This is a genomic window from Mycobacterium spongiae (assembly GCF_018278905.1).
Taxonomy (GTDB): Bacteria; Actinomycetota; Actinomycetes; order Mycobacteriales; family Mycobacteriaceae; genus Mycobacterium; species Mycobacterium spongiae.
On the sequence record NZ_CP046600.1, the window covers coordinates 326,508 to 345,719 of the forward strand.

Annotated in this window: 20 protein-coding genes; 15 read left to right on the forward strand and 5 right to left on the reverse strand. The window is 64.8% G+C overall.

Translation table 11 applies throughout. The features are described from left to right. The first annotated feature begins 62 nt into the window (after positions 1-62). From F6B93_RS01265 to F6B93_RS01275, 3 genes are all read left to right on the forward strand, one after another. A complete protein-coding gene (locus F6B93_RS01265) occupies positions 63-1,163 on the forward strand; it encodes a fatty acid desaturase family protein (protein WP_211697354.1) in 1,101 nt (366 codons plus the stop codon). A 167-nt stretch (positions 1,164-1,330) separates the two neighbouring features. Then, complete coding sequence (locus F6B93_RS01270; RefSeq protein WP_211697356.1) at positions 1,331-2,377, forward strand: LLM class flavin-dependent oxidoreductase; 1,047 nt, start codon at positions 1,331-1,333, stop codon at positions 2,375-2,377. A 161-nt stretch (positions 2,378-2,538) separates the two neighbouring features. Then, positions 2,539-3,429 (forward strand): alpha/beta fold hydrolase, encoded by an 891-nt coding sequence (locus F6B93_RS01275; RefSeq protein ID WP_211697357.1) that lies wholly within the window; start codon positions 2,539-2,541, stop codon positions 3,427-3,429. A 90-nt stretch (positions 3,430-3,519) separates the two neighbouring features. On the opposite strand, the gene F6B93_RS01280 is transcribed toward F6B93_RS01275, so the two are convergent. Both F6B93_RS01280 and F6B93_RS01285 read right to left on the reverse strand, forming a co-directional pair. Continuing rightward, on the reverse strand, positions 3,520-3,732 hold the full coding sequence (locus F6B93_RS01280) for a TOBE domain-containing protein (RefSeq protein WP_211697359.1): 213 nt from the start codon (positions 3,730-3,732) through the stop codon (positions 3,520-3,522). Positions 3,733-4,045: 313 nt separating this feature from the next. Continuing rightward, positions 4,046-4,672, reverse strand: coding sequence for a TetR/AcrR family transcriptional regulator (locus tag F6B93_RS01285; protein WP_211697361.1), 627 nt, complete (start codon positions 4,670-4,672; stop codon positions 4,046-4,048). Between the two features lie 127 nt (positions 4,673-4,799). On the opposite strand from F6B93_RS01285, the gene F6B93_RS01290 reads away from it, so the two are divergent. Continuing rightward, complete coding sequence (locus F6B93_RS01290) at positions 4,800-6,128, forward strand: cytochrome P450 (protein WP_211697363.1); 1,329 nt, start codon at positions 4,800-4,802, stop codon at positions 6,126-6,128. 64 nt (positions 6,129-6,192) lie between these two features. Here F6B93_RS01290 and msrA read toward each other — a convergent pair whose 3' ends face one another. Beyond that, positions 6,193-6,720 carry a peptide-methionine (S)-S-oxide reductase MsrA gene (gene msrA, locus F6B93_RS01295; protein ID WP_211697365.1) on the reverse strand — a complete coding sequence of 176 codons (528 nt, stop codon included), beginning with the start codon at positions 6,718-6,720 and terminating at the stop codon, positions 6,193-6,195. Between the two features lie 150 nt (positions 6,721-6,870). Here msrA and F6B93_RS01300 point away from each other — a divergent pair, with 150 nt between their 5' ends. The 3 genes from F6B93_RS01300 (at position 6,871) to F6B93_RS01310 (ending at position 8,940) form a co-directional block, all read left to right on the forward strand. After that, positions 6,871-7,377: a nuclear transport factor 2 family protein gene (locus tag F6B93_RS01300; RefSeq protein ID WP_211697367.1), complete on the forward strand. Its 507-nt coding sequence runs from the start codon at positions 6,871-6,873 to the stop codon at positions 7,375-7,377. Continuing rightward, a complete protein-coding gene (locus tag F6B93_RS01305) occupies positions 7,374-8,417 on the forward strand; it encodes an NAD-dependent epimerase/dehydratase family protein (protein ID WP_211697369.1) in 1,044 nt (347 codons plus the stop codon). The genes F6B93_RS01300 and F6B93_RS01305 overlap by 4 nt, the downstream gene beginning before the upstream one ends. A gap of 142 nt (positions 8,418-8,559) precedes the next feature. Continuing rightward, positions 8,560-8,940, forward strand: coding sequence for a DUF427 domain-containing protein (locus F6B93_RS01310; RefSeq protein ID WP_211697372.1), 381 nt, complete (start codon positions 8,560-8,562; stop codon positions 8,938-8,940). Here the strand turns inward: F6B93_RS01310 and F6B93_RS01315 are convergent. Then, complete coding sequence (locus F6B93_RS01315; protein WP_211697374.1) at positions 8,921-9,343, reverse strand: nuclear transport factor 2 family protein; 423 nt, start codon at positions 9,341-9,343, stop codon at positions 8,921-8,923. The two genes, F6B93_RS01310 and F6B93_RS01315, sit on opposite strands and share 20 nt — an antisense overlap. 72 nt (positions 9,344-9,415) lie before the next feature. On the opposite strand from F6B93_RS01315, the gene F6B93_RS01320 reads away from it, so the two are divergent. After that, positions 9,416-10,327, forward strand: a complete 912-nt coding sequence (locus F6B93_RS01320; RefSeq protein ID WP_211697376.1) for a DNA-3-methyladenine glycosylase family protein — start codon at positions 9,416-9,418, stop codon at positions 10,325-10,327. 104 nt (positions 10,328-10,431) lie between these two features. On the opposite strand, the gene F6B93_RS01325 is transcribed toward F6B93_RS01320, so the two are convergent. Then, positions 10,432-11,874, reverse strand: coding sequence for a chloride channel protein (locus tag F6B93_RS01325; protein WP_211697377.1), 1,443 nt, complete (start codon positions 11,872-11,874; stop codon positions 10,432-10,434). 170 nt (positions 11,875-12,044) lie between these two features. Here F6B93_RS01325 and F6B93_RS01330 point away from each other — a divergent pair, with 170 nt between their 5' ends. The 7 genes from F6B93_RS01330 (at position 12,045) to F6B93_RS01360 (ending at position 19,208) form a co-directional block, all read left to right on the forward strand. Then, the gene (locus tag F6B93_RS01330; protein ID WP_211697378.1) at positions 12,045-12,680 is read left to right on the forward strand and encodes a TetR/AcrR family transcriptional regulator; all 636 of its coding nucleotides are present in this window, start codon (positions 12,045-12,047) and stop codon (positions 12,678-12,680) included. Positions 12,681-12,764: 84 nt separating this feature from the next. Next, on the forward strand, positions 12,765-13,727 hold the full coding sequence (locus tag F6B93_RS01335) for a class I SAM-dependent methyltransferase (RefSeq protein ID WP_211697379.1): 963 nt from the start codon (positions 12,765-12,767) through the stop codon (positions 13,725-13,727). A gap of 48 nt (positions 13,728-13,775) precedes the next feature. Next, on the forward strand, positions 13,776-14,708 hold the full coding sequence (locus F6B93_RS01340) for a class I SAM-dependent methyltransferase (RefSeq protein ID WP_211699204.1): 933 nt from the start codon (positions 13,776-13,778) through the stop codon (positions 14,706-14,708). A gap of 153 nt (positions 14,709-14,861) precedes the next feature. Beyond that, positions 14,862-15,611: a maleate cis-trans isomerase family protein gene (locus F6B93_RS01345; RefSeq protein ID WP_281426122.1), complete on the forward strand. Its 750-nt coding sequence runs from the start codon at positions 14,862-14,864 to the stop codon at positions 15,609-15,611. A gap of 180 nt (positions 15,612-15,791) precedes the next feature. Beyond that, positions 15,792-17,303 (forward strand): aldehyde dehydrogenase family protein, encoded by a 1,512-nt coding sequence (locus F6B93_RS01350; RefSeq protein WP_211697380.1) that lies wholly within the window; start codon positions 15,792-15,794, stop codon positions 17,301-17,303. Between the two features lie 69 nt (positions 17,304-17,372). Beyond that, positions 17,373-18,233 (forward strand): SDR family oxidoreductase, encoded by an 861-nt coding sequence (locus F6B93_RS01355; RefSeq protein WP_211697381.1) that lies wholly within the window; start codon positions 17,373-17,375, stop codon positions 18,231-18,233. A 6-nt stretch (positions 18,234-18,239) separates the two neighbouring features. Then, complete coding sequence (locus F6B93_RS01360; protein WP_211697382.1) at positions 18,240-19,208, forward strand: NADPH:quinone oxidoreductase family protein; 969 nt, start codon at positions 18,240-18,242, stop codon at positions 19,206-19,208. The last annotated feature ends 4 nt before the right edge of the window (positions 19,209-19,212 follow it).

Genomic DNA, 19,212 nt, shown 5'->3' on the forward strand with positions numbered 1-19,212 from the left:
GCCTTCGCGGAATAGCTGCCTGCGCTGCCGCCGATGCACCCAACTTCTTGAGAGGAAATGTTATGTCACAGAACAAGATCAGCCTTACCCCAGAACAAGCCGACGCGCTTGGTCGTGAGCTCGACGCCATCAGGGAACGCGTCATTGCCGACCTCGGCGACGAGGACGCCGCCTACATCCGCCGGGTCATCAAGACCCAGCGTGCGCTCGAAGTCGGTGGACGCGCTCTGTTGTTCGCCGGTGTGCTGCCGCCGGCCTGGCTGGCCGGCACCGCGATGCTCGGCCTGTCGAAGATCCTGGACAACATGGAGATCGGTCACAACGTCATGCACGGCCAGTACGACTGGATGGGGGACCCCGCTATCTCCGGCCGTTCGTTTGAATGGGACACCGCATGCCCGGCCGACCAATGGCGGCACTCGCACAACTACATGCACCACACCCACACGAACATCGTCGGGATGGACCGCGACATCGGCTACGGCATCCTGCGGATGAGTGCAGATCAGCCCTGGGAACCATACTTCCTGGGTAACCCGCTCTACGCGTTCTTGTTGATGGTGCTGTTCCAGTACGGCGTTGCGTTGCATGAGCTGGAAACCGAACGCATCCGTGGCCGCGAGATCAGGCTCGCCGACAAGCGTGAGGTTCTTCGGGCGATCTGGACGAAGACGCGTAGGCAGACGTTGAAGGACTACGTCGCCTACCCGCTGCTGGCCGGGCCGATTGCGCCGTTCGTCTTCACCGGCAATCTCTCTGCCAACCTGATGCGCAACGTGTGGTCCTACATGATCATCTTCTGCGGCCACTTCCCGGACGGTACGCAGGAATTCACCGTCGAGGAGGCCCGGGATGAGTCGCGAGGGATGTGGTACTTCCGCCAGGTCCTGGGTTCGGCGAATTTGACCGGAGGCAGGCTCTTCCACTTGCTGTCCGGCAACCTCTCGCACCAGATCGAACACCACTTGTTTCCGGACGTGCCGGCTCGCCGCTACGCCGACATCGCGCCCGAAGTGCAAGAGATCTGTGAACGCTATGGCATCCCGTACAACCGCGGCCCACTGCTGCGCCAGTTCGGCACCGTCGTCCGTAAGATTGTCAAGCTGACCTTTCCCGGGACCGCTTCGGCGACCAACGTCGCGCCACTCGCTGCTGCCGCATAGGGCGCACTGCCTAGCGCGGCAGAGCACAATGGGCCCATGAACTGGACTGGCTCGCGAAACACGGCCACCTCAACACCATCAGGCTCGACGTCCATCGACGTCGAGCCGCCCAGTGCATGGAGTGTCATCTCCGTGATCGCGCGGCTGGACGAACCTGGGGTTCAGTGATGCGAACCGCGACAACCGTCGAATTGTCGGGTGGACCGGATGTTGGTGAGTTCGTTGTCGAGGCTGAAAAGCTGGGTCTCGACGCCTGTTGGGTCGCGGAGGCATGGGGAGCAGATGCGCCGTCGGCCTTGGGCTACATCGCCGCGAGGACGCACCGGATGCTCTTGGGGTCCGGTGTCCTGCAGATCGGCACAAGGTCGCCAACACTGGTGGCCCAGACCGCGATCACGCTGTCCAACCTCTCGTCCGGGCGGTTCTTGCTCGGCTTGGGCGCCTCCGGCCCGCAGGTGATCGAGGGTCTGCATGGAATTGCGTTCAACCGGCCGGTAGCTCGGGTCCGAGAGACCGTCGACATCGTGCGAGAGGTGTTCGCCGGAGGAAAAATCTCTTACTCCGGCAAGGAGTTTCGCATTCCTCGGCCGGATAGTGAGGCGGTGCCGATGCGGGTGTCCATTCGGTCCGAGCATCCCATCCCGATCTATCTGGCCGCTATGTCGCCGGCAATGCTGCGGCTGACGGGCGCGATCGCCGACGGCTGGCTGGGCACCAGCTTCGTTCCAGAAGGAGCTGCGGACGCGTACTTCGCACACCTCGACGAGGGGCTGGCCGCCGCGGGTCGCAGTCGCGCCGATATCGACATTTGCCAAGGTGCCGAAGTCGCATTCGCTTCCGACGAAGATGAACTGCGCGCCATGGTTGCCGATCGCAAGAAAGAGCTCGCCTTCAGCCTTGGCGGGATGGGGTCGGCGAGCACCAACTACTACAACCAGGCCTATAGCCGGCAGGGTTGGACCGAGGTGGCAGCCGCCGTGCGTGAGCGCTGGCAACGAGGCGACCGGGAGGCCGCTGCCGGGCTGGTCACCGACGAGATGGTACTGGCCACCACCCTGATCGGGACTGAGGAGATGGTCCGGACGCGGCTTTCGGTGTGGCACGACGCAGGTGTGAACACCGTGCGGCTCTATCCCGCGGGCGAGACCTTGGCTGCCAAGCTGAACACGTTGGGACGGGCCATCGAACTCGTCTGCGAAACCGGTCCCCGCTGACTCGGCGCGGTCGTGGGCGCTCGGACACCAACCCAGCCCGCTTGCGACCATAAACACTGGCGAGATGTTCAGGCCGGATCTGGATACTCGGTGAACGCTTGATCCCGGACGTCATGCGGTACCTGGCATAGGTCGGCCGTGAGCCGCTACCTTAACGAAGCATGACTACATTGCCCGCCTTGGCAGGCGTCGAACACCGTTTTGTCGATGTCGCTGACGGTGTCACCATCCACGTGGCCGATGCTGGCCCGGCCGATGGGCCAGCGGTGATGTTGGTTCACGGCTTCCCGGAGAACTGGTGGGAGTGGCGTGAGCTGATTGGTCCGCTCGCCGCCGACGGCTATCGGGTGCTGTGCCCCGACCTGCGCGGCGCGGGGTGGAGCTCGGCGCCACGCTGCCGATACACCAAAACCGAGATGGCAGAAGATCTAGCGGCCGTGCTGGACCATCTCGGCGTCGCAACAGTGAAGCTCGTTGCCCACGACTGGGGCGGCCCGGTCGCGTTCATTATGATGCTGCGACATCCGGAAAAGGTGACCGGGTTCTTTGGCCTGAACACGGTGGCGCCGTGGATGAAGCGTGATTTGCGCATGGTGCGAAACCTGTGGCGAATGTGGTACCAGATTCCCATGTCGCTGCCGGTGATCGGCCCCCGCCTGATCAGCGATCCCAAGGCCCGCTACTTCCGCCTGCTCGCGTCCTGGGTCGGTGATGGCTTCACGGTGTCCGAGGACGATGTTCGCCTGTACGTCGAGCGCATGCGTCAACCCGGGCACGCAGTGGCCGGTTCTCGGTGGTATCGCACATTTCAGACCGGTGAGGCAATGCGCTGGATGCTCGGCGAGTACGACGATGCCCGCGTCGATGTCCCGGTGCGATGGCTGCATGGCACCGGTGATCCGGTGATCACGCCAGACCTTTTTGCAGACTATGCCTCCCACGCTGCCGATTTTGAGTTCGAACTGGTCGATGGCGTCGGCCACTGGATTGTCGAGCAGCGACCGGAGCTGGTGCTGGACCGGCTTCGGTGGTTCCTCAACACCGAGACCTAGACCCCGGGGTCGCGATATCCACGAGCCTTCGGTGTGGCTTTCTGTGTGTATCGGCTGGTACTCACAAGGCGGGTGTGGCCCTAGGAGTCGTCACTCGACGCCGATCGTCACCGCCGTCGACTTCACGTACACCGTGGCGGGCTGACCGACGGCAAGGCCGAGGTCGACTGCGGCGTCCTTGGTTACCGAGGATGTGACGATCTGGTCGCCGCCGTCGAGCCGAACCTTCACAATCGCCATCACGTTGCCGAGTTCGACCTCGGTGATGATGCCTGTGAGTTGGTTCCGGGTCGATAGCCGCATGGCAGACCTCCAATAGTCGACAGTTTGGGAATTGATGCTAGCCCGGCGACGATTCGGGCCGTAGGCCCGATGAGGAGTGGGCGAATTGGGGCTAGCCCGGCGACGATTCGGGCCGTAGGCCCGATGAGGAGTGGGCGAATTGGGGCTAGCCCGGCGACGATTCGGGCCGTAGGCCCGATGAGGAGTGGGCGAATTGGGGCCAGCCCGGCGACGATTCGGGCCGTCCGCCCGAGAGGCGCGGGTCTGCTGATGGGGGTACCGCCCGCTGGGGCGAGCTTGGCACCGGGGCCTCGCCGACGGTCCGAAGGAGAACCTAGTATCGCGGGCCGAGCAGTGCGATCGATGCATCCACCGCCGGTTCGACGATTTCCCGAACGTCGCGTTGATCTTCGACGGCGAGCGCCGCCAACTCCCGCAGACCTCCCAGCAAGATCACGGCCAGCGGTGCCGTTATCGGTGGCAGATCGGCCCGTTGAAACCCTGGGCTGGAGCTGAGACTCACCAGCAGATTGGTCAGCAGGTGCAGTCCTTGGCCCTGGACGGGACGAGCAGCAGCACCGAGTGAGGGGAGTTCTCGGATCCAGCTCAACGTGATGGCCGGGCGAGCCTCGATGTAGCCGACATAGGCCTCGACCGCTTGCCGAATCTGGTGGCGCCAGTCAGCCTCGGGATCGACCGCCTCCCGGATGGTCATGGCGAGATTCTCGGTATCGGCCCGCAACAGTTCCAGAAAGCACTGTTCCTTGCTGCTGAACTGGTCGTAGAAGGTGCGCTTCGAGGTTCGAGCGTGGCGAACGATGTCGGCGACGGTGGTGGAGCGGTAGCCCCGCTCACCGATCGAGGTGGCCAGGCCGTCGAGCAGGCGTAGCCGGAACGGTTCACGGTTGGCTGGGGGGCCGTCGAGAACCGAGCCGCCAGCAACTGCTGTCCCTGGTGTCATGGCGGGTGCACCCTTCGGGTGAATACAGAACCTTGTCAAAGCTTGGTACCACAGAGTACCGTACCAGGAAAGGCCAAACGGTACACCGTGGTACCACCCGTCTCGGGGCCAAATTTGGGAGCACGCCATGAGCGAAGTCATCAGCGCCGCACCTGCGCCGCCCGCTGTCAGATTGCCCGCGGCGGTCCGTGGGCCGAAGTTGTTCCAGGGCCTGGCCTTCGCGATGGCGCGACGGTGGCTGATGCGGCGGCTGGTGCGCAAGTACGGTACGACCTTCACGGTCAATATGCCGATGTACGGCCGAGTCGTCGTGGTCGGCGAGCAGCAGCTAGCCAAGCAGGTGTTCACCACCAGCCCGGACGAACTGGGCAACATCCAGCCCAATCTGAGTCGGATGTTCGGCTCTGGCTCGGTGTTCGGGCTCGATGGCGAGGATCACCGGCGCCGGCGCCGGCTGTTGGCGCCGCCGTTCCACGGCAAGAGCATGAAGAACTACGAGACCATCATCGAAGAAGAGACCCTGCGCGAGACCGCCAACTGGCCGGAAGGCCGGCCGTTCGCCACGCTGCCCTCGATGATGCACATCACGCTCAACGCCATCCTGCGGGCGGTCTTTGGTGCCGACGGCGCCGAACTCGATGAGCTGCGCCGGATCCTTCCGCCGTGGGTCACGCTGGGCTCGCGCCTGGCCGCGATCCCGAAACCCAAATGGAACTATGGCCGCTACAGCCCGTGGGGCCGGTTGGCCGAATGGCGGCGCCAGTACGACCTCGTGGTCGACAAGCTGATTGACGCCGAACGCGCGGATCCCGACTTTGCCGATCGGACCGACGTGCTCGCGCTGATGCTGCGCAGCACCTACGACGACGGTTCGGTGATGTCGCGCAAGGATATTGGTGACGAGCTGCTGACCCTGCTCGCCGCTGGCCATGAAACCACCGCGTCCACGCTGGGCTGGGCGTTCGAGCGGTTGAGTCGCCACAGCGAGGTGATGGCGGACCTGGTCGAGGAGGTCGATTCCGGCGGTGACGAGCTTCGTCAAGCGGCGATCCTGGAAGTGCAGCGGGTCAGGACGGTGATCGACTTTGCGGCTCGCCGGGTCTATCCACCCGTTTACCAGCTCGGCGAGTGGGCGATCCCCCAAGGGGATTCGATCATCGTCAACATCGCCCATATCCACAGCGATCCCGACGTCTTCCCTGACCCGGATCGCTTCGACCCGCAGCGCTTCATCGGAGGCAAGCCGTCGGCATTCGCATGGATCCCGTTCGGCGGCGGGACCCGCCGTTGTGTCGGGGCAGCCTTCGCCAACATGGAAATGGATGTGGTCTTGCGAACGGTGTTGCGTCAGTTCACCATCGAGACCACCACCGCGCCCGACGAGGCGTGGCACGGCCGCGGAGTTGCATACACCCCGAAGGACGGCGGGCGGATCGTCGTACATCGACGTCGCTGACGGCCGGCACCTGCGCTGACCGGATCCCGTGAGAATGTCGCCCCAGGTTCAGCGGTGAAGTCCCTCAGCCCAGATTGGCTGTCCGTCGCGGCAGCTTCCAGTTGGGCCGGACAAAGTGGCAGGTGTAACCGTTGGGGTAGCGCTGCAGGTAGTCCTGGTGCTCGGGCTCAGCCTCCCAGAAGTCGCCGGCCGGGCTGACCTCGGTGACGGCCTTGGCCGGCCAGAGGCCGGACGCGTCGACATCGGCGATAGTGTCGAGCGCTATTCGTTCTTGTTCGTCGTCCAGGTAAAAGATCGCCGACCGGTAGCTGGGTCCCGTGTCATTGCCCTGCCGGTTCTGGGTCGTCGGGTCATGTATCTGGAAGAAGAACTCCAGCAGCGTGCGGTAATCGGTGACGGCGGGATCGTAAACGATTTCAACGGCCTCAGCGTGGGTCCCGTGATTGCGATAAGTCGCGTTGGGGGTGTCGCCACCGCTGTAGCCGACTCGCGTGGAGAGCACGCCGGGCTGCTTGCGAATCAGTTCTTGGACTCCCCAGAAGCAGCCACCGGCAAGGAGAGCCCGCTGCGTCGCCTTGAGGTCATCAGCCATTTCGGTTCTCCCAATCTGCCGGCACGCCCGAGAATCCACGACGCCTTCAGGTTACACTCCGCCGATGAGGTGTAACGGGGCGCGAACGCCGGGCGTGGAACCGCGAGCCGGCCGAAACATGCGCTCTAGCTGCACATTCAGGGACCGCCGGTGAGCACCCCGAGGTTCTCCCGCGGCGAGCTGTCGTCGGCATTCGAGAAGTTCGAGCAAACGGTGGCCCGTGCCGCCGAATCACAGGACTGGGAGGCCTGGGTCGAGCACTACACGCCCGACGTTGAGTACATCGAACATGCGGCCGGCACCATGCACGGCCGCCAACAGGTCCGCGACTGGATTCGGCGAACGATGACGACCTTCCCAGGCAGCCACATGGTGGCGTTTCCCTCGCTGTGGTCGGTTATCGACGAATCCACTGCGCGGATCATCTGTGAATTGGACAACCCGATGCGCGACCCCGGCGATGGCACCGTGATCAGCGCGACGAACATCTCGATCATCACCTACGCCGGCGACGGCCAATGGTGCCGGCAAGAAGACATCTACAACCCGCTGCGGTTCCTGCGGGCGGCGCTGAAGTGGTGCCGCACGGCGGAGGCCCTGGGCACGATCGACGACGACGCCGCGCGGTGGATGCGCCAGTACGGAGGATCCGAATGAACGCACCCAAGCTGGTCATTGGTGCCAACGGCTTCCTGGGTTCGCATGTGACCCGCCAGCTGGTCGCCGACGGCTCTGGGCAGCCGGATCAGGTGCGAGCGATGGTACGGCCCACCGCGAATACCCGGACTATCGACGACCTGGCGGTCACCCGGTTCCACGGCGACGTGTTCGACACCGCCATCGTGCGCGAGGCGATGGCCGGCTGCGACGACGTTTATTACTGCGTCGTCGACACTCGGGCATGGTTGCGTGACCCGGCGCCGCTGTTTCGCACCAACGTGGCGGGCCTGCGCAACGTCCTCGATGTCGCCGTCGAGCAACCCAACCTGCGCAGATTCGTCTTCACCAGTAGCTACGCAACCGTGGGCCGCCGCCGTGGCCAGGTAGCGACCGAAGACGACCAGATCGATTCGCGCCGGCTGACGCCGTACGTGCAATCCCGGGTTCAGGCCGAGGACCTGGTGATGCACTACGTGTCGCACGCCGGATTGCCCGCGGTCGCCATGTGCGTCTCGACGACCTACGGCAGCGGTGACTGGGGGCACACCCCGCACGGCGCCTTCATCGCCGGCACAGTGTTCGGCAAGCTGCCCTTCACGATGAAGGGGATCCAGCTGGAGGCCGTGGGTGTCGATGATGCCGCCAGGGCAATGATCCTGGCGGCCGAGCGCGGGCGGATCGGCGAGCGGTATCTCATCTCCGACCGGATGATCTCGTTGCAGGAGGTGGTGGAGATCGCGGCGGACGAGGCCGGCGTGCCGCCGCCGCGACGGTCCATATCGGTATCGACGCTGTATGCCCTGGGCGCACTGGGCAGCGTGCGAGCCCGGCTGACGGGCAAAGATGCCGAACTCAGCCTGGGGTCGGTGCGCATGATGCGTGCTGAGGCTCCGGTCGATGCCAGCAAAGCGGTTCGGGAGTTGGGTTGGCAGCCTCGCCCAGTTGAGGAATCGATCCGGGAGGCCGCCCGGTTCTGGGCCGCGATGCGGATACCACGGAATAGCACCGAGAACACCGCGGCCTCGCCATCAGAATAGGAACGACTCGCCGCCCGAGTTCTCCGACGTCTCGCCGCCACCGGCGCGCCCGCGCACCCTGACGACTCATGCGCCAACATGGGAAGTCTGCACGGCCGGTTGGTGTTGAACCCCATACCTGCGTCTGAGAAAGGTATCAACCATGAGCCACCGCAAAGTCTTGGAACCTTCGGCTGGGCATCCGATCACCATCGAGCCGACGAAGGGACGGGTCCAGGTTCGAGTCAAGGGCGAGCTGGTCGCGGACACGACTGCGGCCGTAGCGTTACACGAGGCTACTTTGCCTGCGGTGCAATATATTCCGCTAGCAGATGTGGTTCAGGATAGGCTGACTCGCACCGATACCAGCACCTACTGCCCGTTCAAGGGCGACGCCAGCTACTACAGCGTGGCCACGGCGGCCGGCGAATCTGTCGAGGATGCGATCTGGACCTATGAGCAACCATTCCCGGCGGTGGCGGCGATCGCGGGGCGCGTTGCCTTCTACCCCAACAAGGCCGACATCACCGTTGTGCCTGCGTAGGCCAGGCGGCGGGGAGCACCTCTGCTAACGCCTGGGTGTCAGTGTATTCGCGCCAGGAGACGATCAGGCCGTCGCGCGTCTCGAAGATGCACGCAAAAGGGCTGTTGTATCGGACTCCGTCGGCCGTGGTGCCGTCGACCTGGCCCTCGATCACCGCGGTTTCTCCCTCGTTGACGCAGCGGATGAGCTCGATGGTCACCTCGAGAACCTTTTTGCGTTCTTCCACTGCCCGCCGCAGCGTCTCCTTGTCGAACTCGCGGCGAGTGACGATGCTCCAGTACGTGAAGTCGTCGCTGAGTAGGGCGAAGCCTTCGTCGACGTCCCCGCCTTCGCAGAGGCATTGCATGAACATCCATGCGAGTTCGGCCTGCGGGTCGTCGAACGGTGTCGTCACGTGGTTCATCCTGTCTCGCGACGTAGTTCGTGGTCAATTGGCGCGAGCGTCGAATGGCCGGTCAGGCTACCGAGCCCGCGGATGACGGCAGCGCGCACGATCACCTTCACGGGGGCCGGCGGGTTCGGCCACGCGATAGCCCCGCTGCGCCGCGGCCGAGGCGACCCGTGCTTTCGGGTCACCCGGGATGGCACGATTTGGCGGACCAGCCTGCTGTCGTCGGGACCGGTGGCCGCACGGATTAGCCGCACGGCTCCCGATGCCGCCCACTGCATAGCGTGGGGCAACGGTGCCGAAGAATTTGTCGACGTCGTGCCTGCGATGCTCGGCGCCGACGACGACCCCTCCGACTTCGTTCCCAGGGAACCGACAGTTGCCGCCGCGCACCGACGGCTTCCCAATTTGCGGCTGGGCCGCACCGGACACGTCCTGGAGGCCTTGATTCCCGCCGTGATAGAGCAGCGCGTGCCCGGGGCCGCTGCCTTCCGATCGTGGCGGGTGTTGGTCACCAAGTACGGAACGCCGGCCCCGGGTCCAACGCCGACCGGGATGCGGGTGCCGCCCTCGGCGCAGGTGTGGCGGTCCATCCCGTCCTGGGAGTTTCACCGCGCCAACGTTGACCCGGGGCGCGCTCGGACGGTGGTGGGCTGCGCGCAGCGGGCCGCCTCGCTGGAACGATTGGCAGCGCGACCCGCGCAGCAGGCCCAAAAAGCGCTGCAATCGCTACCGGGAGTAGGGGAGTGGACCGCGGCGGAGACGGTCCAGCGAGCCTTCGGTGACCCTGATGCCGTGTCGGTGGGCGACTACCACATTCCCAAAATGATCGGTTGGACGCTGCTGGGTCATCCTGTCGATGATGCTGTCATGCTCGAGCTGCTGGAACCCATGCGACCGCACCGACACCGGGTGGTGCGCCTGCTCGAAGCAAGTGGATTGGCGCGCGAACCGCGCCGCGGGCCGCGGCTCGCGGTGCAGAATATCCGTTCGCTGTAGGAACAGCGACAAAATATGGTGGGCAAGCGCTGGGCGTGATTCGTTCAGCTCGACGCGCCGGGCTGGTAGCAGCGGAGGTCTGGCCGGGCAGACTTGAGCGCGGATCAGTCCCGGCCGGCAGCCCGACCCGCGCGTTCGGCAAGGGCGGTCTCTCGATTCAGCCGCTGCGACTCGTAGATCGTGACGTTGGTCAGTGACATCAGCAACGATGCGATCCCGACGGCCAGGATTGCGCCCGGCACCACCGAGAACGAACCGGTCATCTCGGCAACCATGATCATCACGGCGAGCGGCGCGCGCGAGACACTGCCGAAACAGGTCATCATCGCAACGACCACGAAAATTCCGGGTGCGTCGGGCACCCCTGCCAGCCCGGTCAGCTCACCCAAGCGCCAAATTGCGGCTCCAACGAACGCGCCGATCACGATTCCGGGCCCGAACAATCCGCCGGAGCCGCCGGTGCCGATTGACAGCGATGTGGCCACGATCTTGGCGATCGGGAGAACAACGATGATCCACAACGGGATCTGCATCAGCGCATCTTTGTCAGAGGCCAACTGCGCCCAACCGTAGCCACTGCTCAGGATCTGCGGGATCAGCAGTCCCATCAGCCCGACCAGTAGTCCGCCGATGGCCGGCTTGATCACCGGACCGCCGGGAAGCCGATGCGTGAGTGCCACCGACGCGTGGAAGATTCGCGCATACAGGTACCCGACGGCGGCGGCGATCACCCCGATCACCACAAACCACAGCAGCGGCCACGCCTTTTCGAAGCGATACTCGGCGTCGATGTAGCCGAACAGCGGGTCAAAGCCTAGTAACGCGCCAAGCACGGCGTAGGCGGTCCCCGAGGTGATGAAGCCGGGCAGCAGGCTCTGATAATCGAAGTCATCGCGGTAGATGATCGAGGCGGCCAACACCGCTCCGCCCAATGGCGCGGCGAAGATGGCGCCAATGCCCGCGCCGATGCCCAGTGCCACCGCGATCCGGCCGTCGTCGTCGGACAGTCCCAGCCGGCGGGTCAGCAACGAACAGAAGCCAGCCGAAATCTGTGCCGTGGGTCCTTCACGGCCACCCGAACCGCCCGAGCCGATGGTCAGCGCGCTGGCGACCATCTTGACCAGCACCGCCCGGCCGCGGATGGCGCGCGGGTTGCTATGGACCGCTTCGATCGCCTCGTCGGTGCCGTGACCGGTGGCTTCCGGGGCGAACTTGGCCACGATCAACGCCGACAACAGCGCCCCTCCAGTGGTCACCAATGGAATCGCCCATGGACGCATGAAACCGGCGGACCCCCGGTTGCCTCCCTCGCCGACCGGGGTCGGGATCTGATAGCCCGCCAGGTAGCCGAGGAGAAATTCGGTGGTGTATTTCAGCGCAAGGTAGAAGACAACCGCTCCCAGGCCGGAGATGACACCGATGGTGATGCCCAATAGGAGCCACTTGCGCAGGTAGCCCGCGTTCCTGAGGGTAGCGCCGAATCGCCCACCGGCCGCGTCCGGTGGGGCGGCTGTTGGCTGGGGATCCTGGCGTGGTCGATCCTTCATCGCGGCGGCCCGACCTTCGACTCTCGCAACACGGCCGCAAGCACCCGCCCATCTTATTCAGTAGGGACTACCCGCAATGCGACCTGCCGGTGGAGGAACCAATCTGTCAAGTTCCGTAGCGTTGGATCCGGCTAAGGGGCTCCGCACCGCCGACGTGGCACACTCTAATGATGTCGATTACGGCTAGTCGCGGCCCGGGTCGTCCCCCAGCAGCGAAGGCAGACGAGACACGCAAACGCATTGTGCGCGCTGCCCGCCAGGTGTTCAGCGAACGCGGCTACGACGGCGCCACTTTCCAGGAGATAGCTCTACGCGCCGACCTGACCAGGCCGGCGATCAATCACTACTTCGCGAGCAAACAGCTGTTGTACGGCGCGGTGGTGGACCGAACCAACGAACTGGTCGTGTTGGCTGGCATCGAACGCGCCCGTACCGAGGTGACCCTGATGGCGCGGCTCGCGGCGTTTCTCGCCGTCGCGCTGGAGGCGGACATTCAGAATCCTTCCACGGCGGCATTCTTGGCTACCGAAGTGATGGAGGCGCACCGGCATCCCGAGCTCAATCGAGGCGACAACGATGCGGTACAGATCAGCCGGGAATTCCTCAGGTGGGCGGTCGCCGAGGCCATCGCGCGTGAAGAACTTGCCCCTGACACCGACCCGGGTCCGTTGGTGGAGACATTGTTGCTCGTGTTGTGCGGGGTCGGGTTTTACGCCGGTTTTGTCGGGAGCCACCGGGAGATGGAGAAGATCCTCGCGACGGTAGGGCAGGCGCTGGCCGGCATCCTCTGGCGACCCGGGGGGTAGTCTGCGCGCGCGTTTCGTGACGTGACGTGACGTGACGCACAAAACATATAGACTGCCTAACTTATTGGGTAGCATAGGCACGACATGACCGACCTCGACCACTCCCCACGGTCGCACCCATCCAGGCGGACCGCCGGCGACACCTGGGCGATCACCGAAAGTGTCGGCGCCACCGCGTTGGGGGTCGCCGCCTGCCGCGCCGTGGAAACGGCCGGAGCCGATCCACTGATTCGCGACGAATTCGCCGAGGTACTGGTGTCGTCGGCCGGTAGTGCATGGGCACGGCTGGCCGACGCAAGCATGGCCTGGCTCGAGGGCGACCCGCGCGGACAACGACTGCATCGGATTGGCTGCGACTACCTGGCGGTGCGCACCCACTTCTTCGACGAGTTTTTCCGCGCCGCTGTCTCGGCGGGCATCCGGCAAGTGGTGATTCTTGCCGCGGGGCTCGACTGCCGCGCTTACCGCCTGACGTGGCCTGCAGACACCGTGATCTACGAGATCGATCAGCCCAAAGTGCTGGAATACAAGGCCGAGATTCTTGGCTCGCAGGGTGCGATCACGACAGCGAAACGTGCTGCGGTCGCGGTAGATCTCCGCGACGACTGGCCCGCGGCGCTCACCGCCGCGGGATTCGATCGCTCGCAACCGACAGCGTGGCTTGCCGAAGGTTTGCTCGCCTATCTGCCCAGCGACGCAGTCGACAACCTCCTCGAGCTGCTGACGGCACTAAGCTCACCGGGTAGTGAGATCGCGGTCGAGGTGTTCGGCATGAACTCGAGTGGAAACACCCAGCGCTGGAATCGGATGCGGGACCGGCTCGGGCTGGACATCGATGTCGAAGCGTTGACCTATCACGAACCGGACCGTTCCGACGTCGCGCAGTGGCTGGTGGCGCGCGGCTGGCGGGTCCACAGCGTGGGTAGTCGCGACGAGATGGGCCGATTGGGCCGGCCGATCCCGCACGATCTGGTTGACGAGACCGTTCGCACCACGCTGCTGCGTGCGCACCAGGTCGCCCAGCGAGACCCAACGACACCCGACTAGACCCAACGAGACCCAACGAGATATCTAGGAATTCATACGATGAGCACAATGCGCACCCACGACGACACCTGGGACATCAAGACCAGTGTTGGTACCACCGCGGTCATGGTGGCCGCTGCCCGAGCCGTCGAAACCGACCGGCCCGACGCACTGATCCGCGATCCCTACGCGAAGCTGCTGGTCACCAACGCCGACGCCGGCGCCATGTGGGAACTCATGCTTGACCCGTCCTTGGTTGCCAAGGTGGAAGCTATCGACGCTGACACCGCAGCCACCGTCCAGTACATGCGCAACTACCAGGCAGTGCGGACGAACTTCTTCGATACCTACTTTGCCGACGCAGTCGCCGCCGGGATCCGTCAGGTGGTGATCCTGGCGTCTGGACTGGATTCTCGGGCCTATCGTCTGCCCTGGCCGGCGGGCACCGCGGTGTACGAGATCGATCAGCCCAAGGTTCTGGCCTATAAGTCCACCACGCTGGCGGCAAATGAGGTGGCGCCCGCTGCTGATCGCCATGTGGTGCCCAGTGACCTGCGGCAGGATTGGCCCGCCGCGCTTCGCGACGCGGGCTTTGATCCGACGGCGCGGACAGCGTGGCTAGCCGAGGGGTTGCTGATGTATCTGCCGGCCGACGCTCAGGACCGGCTGTTCACTCAAGTCGGTTCGCTGAGCGCGCCGGGCAGCCGGATCGCCGCGGAGACCTCGCCGCTGCACGCCGAGGAGCGCCGAGAGGAAATGCGGGCGCGGTTCAAGAAGGTCGCCGAGGTCCTGGGCTACGAGCAGACCGTCGATGTGCAGGAGCTGATTTACCACGACGAGGATCGGGCGGCCGTCGGCGACTGGCTCAACAACCACGGTTGGCGGGCCACGGCGCAAAGCGCGCAAGACGAGATGCGCCGGGTGGGCCGCTGGGTAGAGGGCGTGCCGATGGCCGACCACAAGGACGCGTTCGCTGAGTTTGTGACCGCGGAGCGGTTGTAGCGGTTTGGGTGCCGGGTGCGGCTGCCCGCGTTGTCGGGCTCGACCTAGGTACCTCGCTGCTCACCTCGCTATGTACCGGGGAGGAGCTCGACTCTTAAGCTAGGACTGGCCGGCTGCCACGGCGACCGGACGCGGCTACGCGGAGGAGACGACATGTCGAACCATCGCATTGGGTTGCTGGTCCCCAGCTCGAACACCACGATGGAGACGGAGTTGCCGCGGGTTTTTCGCCGCAGCGCGGCCATCTCCGGCGAGCGGTTTTCCTTCCACGCGGCACGGATGCGAATGAAGACGGTCGAACCCGGCGAGCTGGCCGCAATGAACGCCGACGCGCAACACGAAACCTGCAAACTGGCCGATGCGGCCGTTGATGTGATGGCCTACGCCTGCCTGGTCGCGGTCATGGCGGAGGGCATCGGCGCGCATCGCGTCGTCGAGGCGCGGCTCACTGCTGCCGCACGGGCGGCGGGCTGCGCCGCCGAGGTCATATCCAGCGCTGGCGCATTGGTCGAGGGTTTTCATCAGCTCGGGGTGCGAAGCACCGCCATTGTCACGCCCTATACCAAACAGACCGCCACGCAGGTCGTCGACTACATCGAGTCCGAAGGTGTCCACGTGCACGACGTCATTAACTTAGAGGTTGCCGACAATCTCGCGGTGGGCCGGCTCGACCCCGCCCAATTGCCTGATATCGCCAGTGGGCTCGGAACACGCGGGGTGGATGCGGTGGTGCTGTCGGCGTGTGTCCAAATGCCCTCGCTGTCGGCCATCCCGGATGCCGAGAAGGCGTTGGGCCTACCAGCGGTGACCGCCGCCACGGCGACGTCCTGGAAGGTCCTGCGTGCCCTAGGGCTCCCGGCGATCGCCGAGGGTTCGGGTGCGCTGCTGCGGGCTGCGGCTTGACCCTGGACCCGCCGCGGCAGGCCGCCTCGTAGTCCACGGTCCGATCCGATCGCGTGGTTGGCTTCGGGCGATAGGCAGATCTTTCCTACTCCCGTTCGAACTGGGTGATTAGTATCGCGGTTAGCACGGATTTGCGACTGCCCTACGACGTGCGGGCGACTCCGGGAAGGAAGCACAACGATGACCACCGAATCGGTTGCGCCGAAGACTCAGCAACCCGACACCCCCGAGACGCCGACGGCACGAACAGCTGAACCAAGCGCGGGTGCGCCGCCAACAACTCCGCCCGCCACCCCTGCAGCATCCCAGGTCGCCACAATCGTGGCTGGGCTTCGCACCACCTATGCCACCGGGCGCACCCGCAGCATCGAGTGGCGCAAGGAGCAATTGCGGGCGCTGGCCAGGTTGATGGAGGAGAACGATGCCGCGATCACTGACGCGCTGAGCCAAGATCTGGGACGAAACCAGTTCGAGGCATACATCGCCGACATCGCGACCACGGTTGCCGAGGCGAAGTTCGCGGCCAAGCGAGTGCGCAGATGGACGCGTCGGAGGTATCTGCTGCTCGAGGCACCTCAGCTGCCCGGGCGTGGCTGGGTGGAGTACGAGCCGTACGGCACTGTGCTGATCATCGGTGCCTGGAATTACCCGTTCTACCTGACCCTGGGTCCGGCGGTCGGGGCGATCGCCGCCGGAAATGCGGTCGTCCTCAAACCGTCGGAAATTGCCCCAGCGTCGTCGCGATTGATGGCCGAATTGGTGCCGCGCTATCTCGACAACGATGCGATCGCGGTCATCGAAGGCGACGGCTCGGTAAGTCAGGAGCTGATTGCCCAGGGCCTGGACCGGGTGATGTTCACCGGCGGCACCGAGATCGGCCGCAAGGTTTACGAAGGCGCGGCGCCGCACCTGACTCCCGTCACACTTGAGCTTGGCGGCAAGAGCCCCGTGATCGTCGCCGACGACGCCGATGTGGATGTCGCGGCCAAGCGCATCGCCTGGATCAAACTGCTCAATGCTGGTCAGACGTGCGTTGCGCCCGACTATGTGCTGGCTGACGCAAAGATCCGTGACGAGCTGGTCGGCAAGATCAGTGCCGCCATCACGAAGTTCGGGTCCGGGGAGCCGGGCGGAATGCGGATTGTCAACCAACGCCAATTCGACCGGCTCAGCGGCTACATATCCGATGCGAAAGCCCAAGCCGAAGCTGGCGGAAAAAACGACGTTGTCGTGGGCGGCGGGTGCGACGCATCCAAGCTGCGGATCCAACCGACCGTGGTTGTCGACCCCGATCCCAACGGGCCGTTGATGAGCAACGAGATCTTCGGGCCGATCCTGCCGGTTCTGTCGGTCGACTCCCTCGACGATGCGATACGGTTCGTCAATTCACGGCCCAAGCCCTTGTCCGCCTACCTGTTCACGAAGTCGCGCCACGTGCGCGAGCGGGTGATCAAGGAGGTGCCAGCCGGCGGGATGTTGGTCAACCATCTCGCTTTCCAGGTATCGACTGCCAAATTGCCCTTCGGCGGCGTCGGCGCGTCGGGCATGGGTGCCTACCACGGCCGCTGGGGTTTTGAGGAGTTCAGCCACCGCAAGTCGGTGTTGACCAAACCCACGCGGCCCGACCTGTCGAGCTTCACCTACCCGCCGTATACCGAGCGGGCGTTCAAGCTGGCCCGCAAGCTGTTCTGACATGAGCCGGCAGCTGCCGGCGCGGACCGACCGCAACAACCCCGTCTGCTAATAGCTGAGAGGAACCTGATGCCCGGAGTGCAGGATCGCGTCATCGTCGTCACCGGAGCGGGTGGAGGTCTGGGCCGCGAATACGCCCTCACCCTCGCCGGTGAGGGCGCCAGCGTCGTCATCAACGATCTCGGCGGTGCCCGCGACGGCACCGGCGCCGGATCGGCGATGGCCGATCAAGTCGTCGCGGAGATCCGCGACGCGGGCGGCCGCGCGGTCGCCAACTACGACAGCGTCGCCACCGAAGACGGCGCGGCGAACATCATCAAGACCGCGCTCGACGAGTTCGGTGCGGTGCACGGTGTGGTAAGCAACGCCGGGATCCTGCGCGACGGCACGTTCCACAAGATGACCTCGGAGAACTGGGACGCGGTCCTGAAGGTGCACCTGTACGGCGGATACAACGTGCTGCGCGCGGCCTGGCCGCATTTCCGCGAACAGAGCTACGGGCGAGCGGTGGTCGCGACCTCCACCAGCGGCCTGTTCGGCAACTTCGGTCAGACCAACTACGGTGCGGCCAAGCTTGGCCTGGTCGGCATGATCAACACGCTGGCGCTCGAGGGCGCCAAGTACAACATCCACGTCAACGCGCTCGCCCCGATCGCGGCCACTCGGATGACCCAGGACATCATGCCGCCTGAGGTCCTCGAGAAGCTCACGCCGGATTTCGTCGCGCCGGTCGTCGCCCATTTGTGCACCGAGGAATGCTCCGACAATGGATCGGTGTTCATCGTCGGCGGCGGCAAGGTGCAGCGGGCCGCGTTGTTCCAAAACGACGGAGTCAACTTCGACAAGCCGCCGTCTGTACAGGATGTGGCGGCGCACTGGGCCGAGATCACCGACCTGTCCGGGGCGAAAAAAGCTGGATTCAAACTGTAGCTGTACATGAAAGCTTGTGTCGTAAAAGAGCTTTCCGGCCCGTCCGGCATGGTGTACACCGATATCGATGATGTGTCCGGTGACGATGGGAACGTGGTCATCGACGTTCGCGCTGCCGGAGTGTGCTATCCCGACCTGCTACTGACCAAGGGCGAGTATCAGCTGAAGCTGCCGCCGCCGTTTGTGCCTGGCATGGAAACCGCCGGTGTGGTGCGGTCCGCGCCGCCGGGATCGGGTTTCACTGTGGGCGAACGAGTTTCGGGGTTCGGAGTTCTCGGCTGCTACGCCGAACAAGTGGCTGTTCCAGTGGCCAATGTGGTCCGTAGCCCCCCGGAGCTCGACGACGCCGAAGCCGTGTCATTGTTGGTCAACTACAACACCATGTACTTCGCCTTGGCGCACCGCGCGGGTTTGCGGCCTGGCAACACCGTGCTGGTGTTGGGCGCGTCCGGCGGGGTGGGCACCGCGGCCGTGCAGATCGCCAAGGCGATGGGCGCCGCCGAAGTGATCGCCGTGGTGCACCGCGAGGCCGCGATTGACTATGTCGCGGCGCTTGGTGCCGACGTCGTGGTGACGTCGACGGATGACTGGACTCAGCGGGTGGTGGACAAGACTGCCGGTAAAGGAGTCGACATCGTTGTCGATCCCGTTGGCGGCGAGGCCTTCGATGACGCGCTTAGCGTGCTGGCGATCGACGGCAAGTTGCTGGTGATCGGCTTCGCCGCCGGCGATATTCCCACCCTCACGGTCAACCGCTTGCTGCTGCGCAACGTCAGCGTGGTGGGCGTCGCCTGGGGCGAGTACCTCAACCAAGTTCCCGGTTCGGCCGCCCTGTTCGCCTCGGGCCTGGGCCAACTGGTTTTCTTGGGGCTCAAACCGCCTCCGCCGCTGCGCTATCCGCTGTCGGAGGGCCAGGCTGCGCTGCAGACGTTGGCCGACGGAGGGGTGCTGGGCAAGGTCGTCCTCGAGCCGTAGCTCA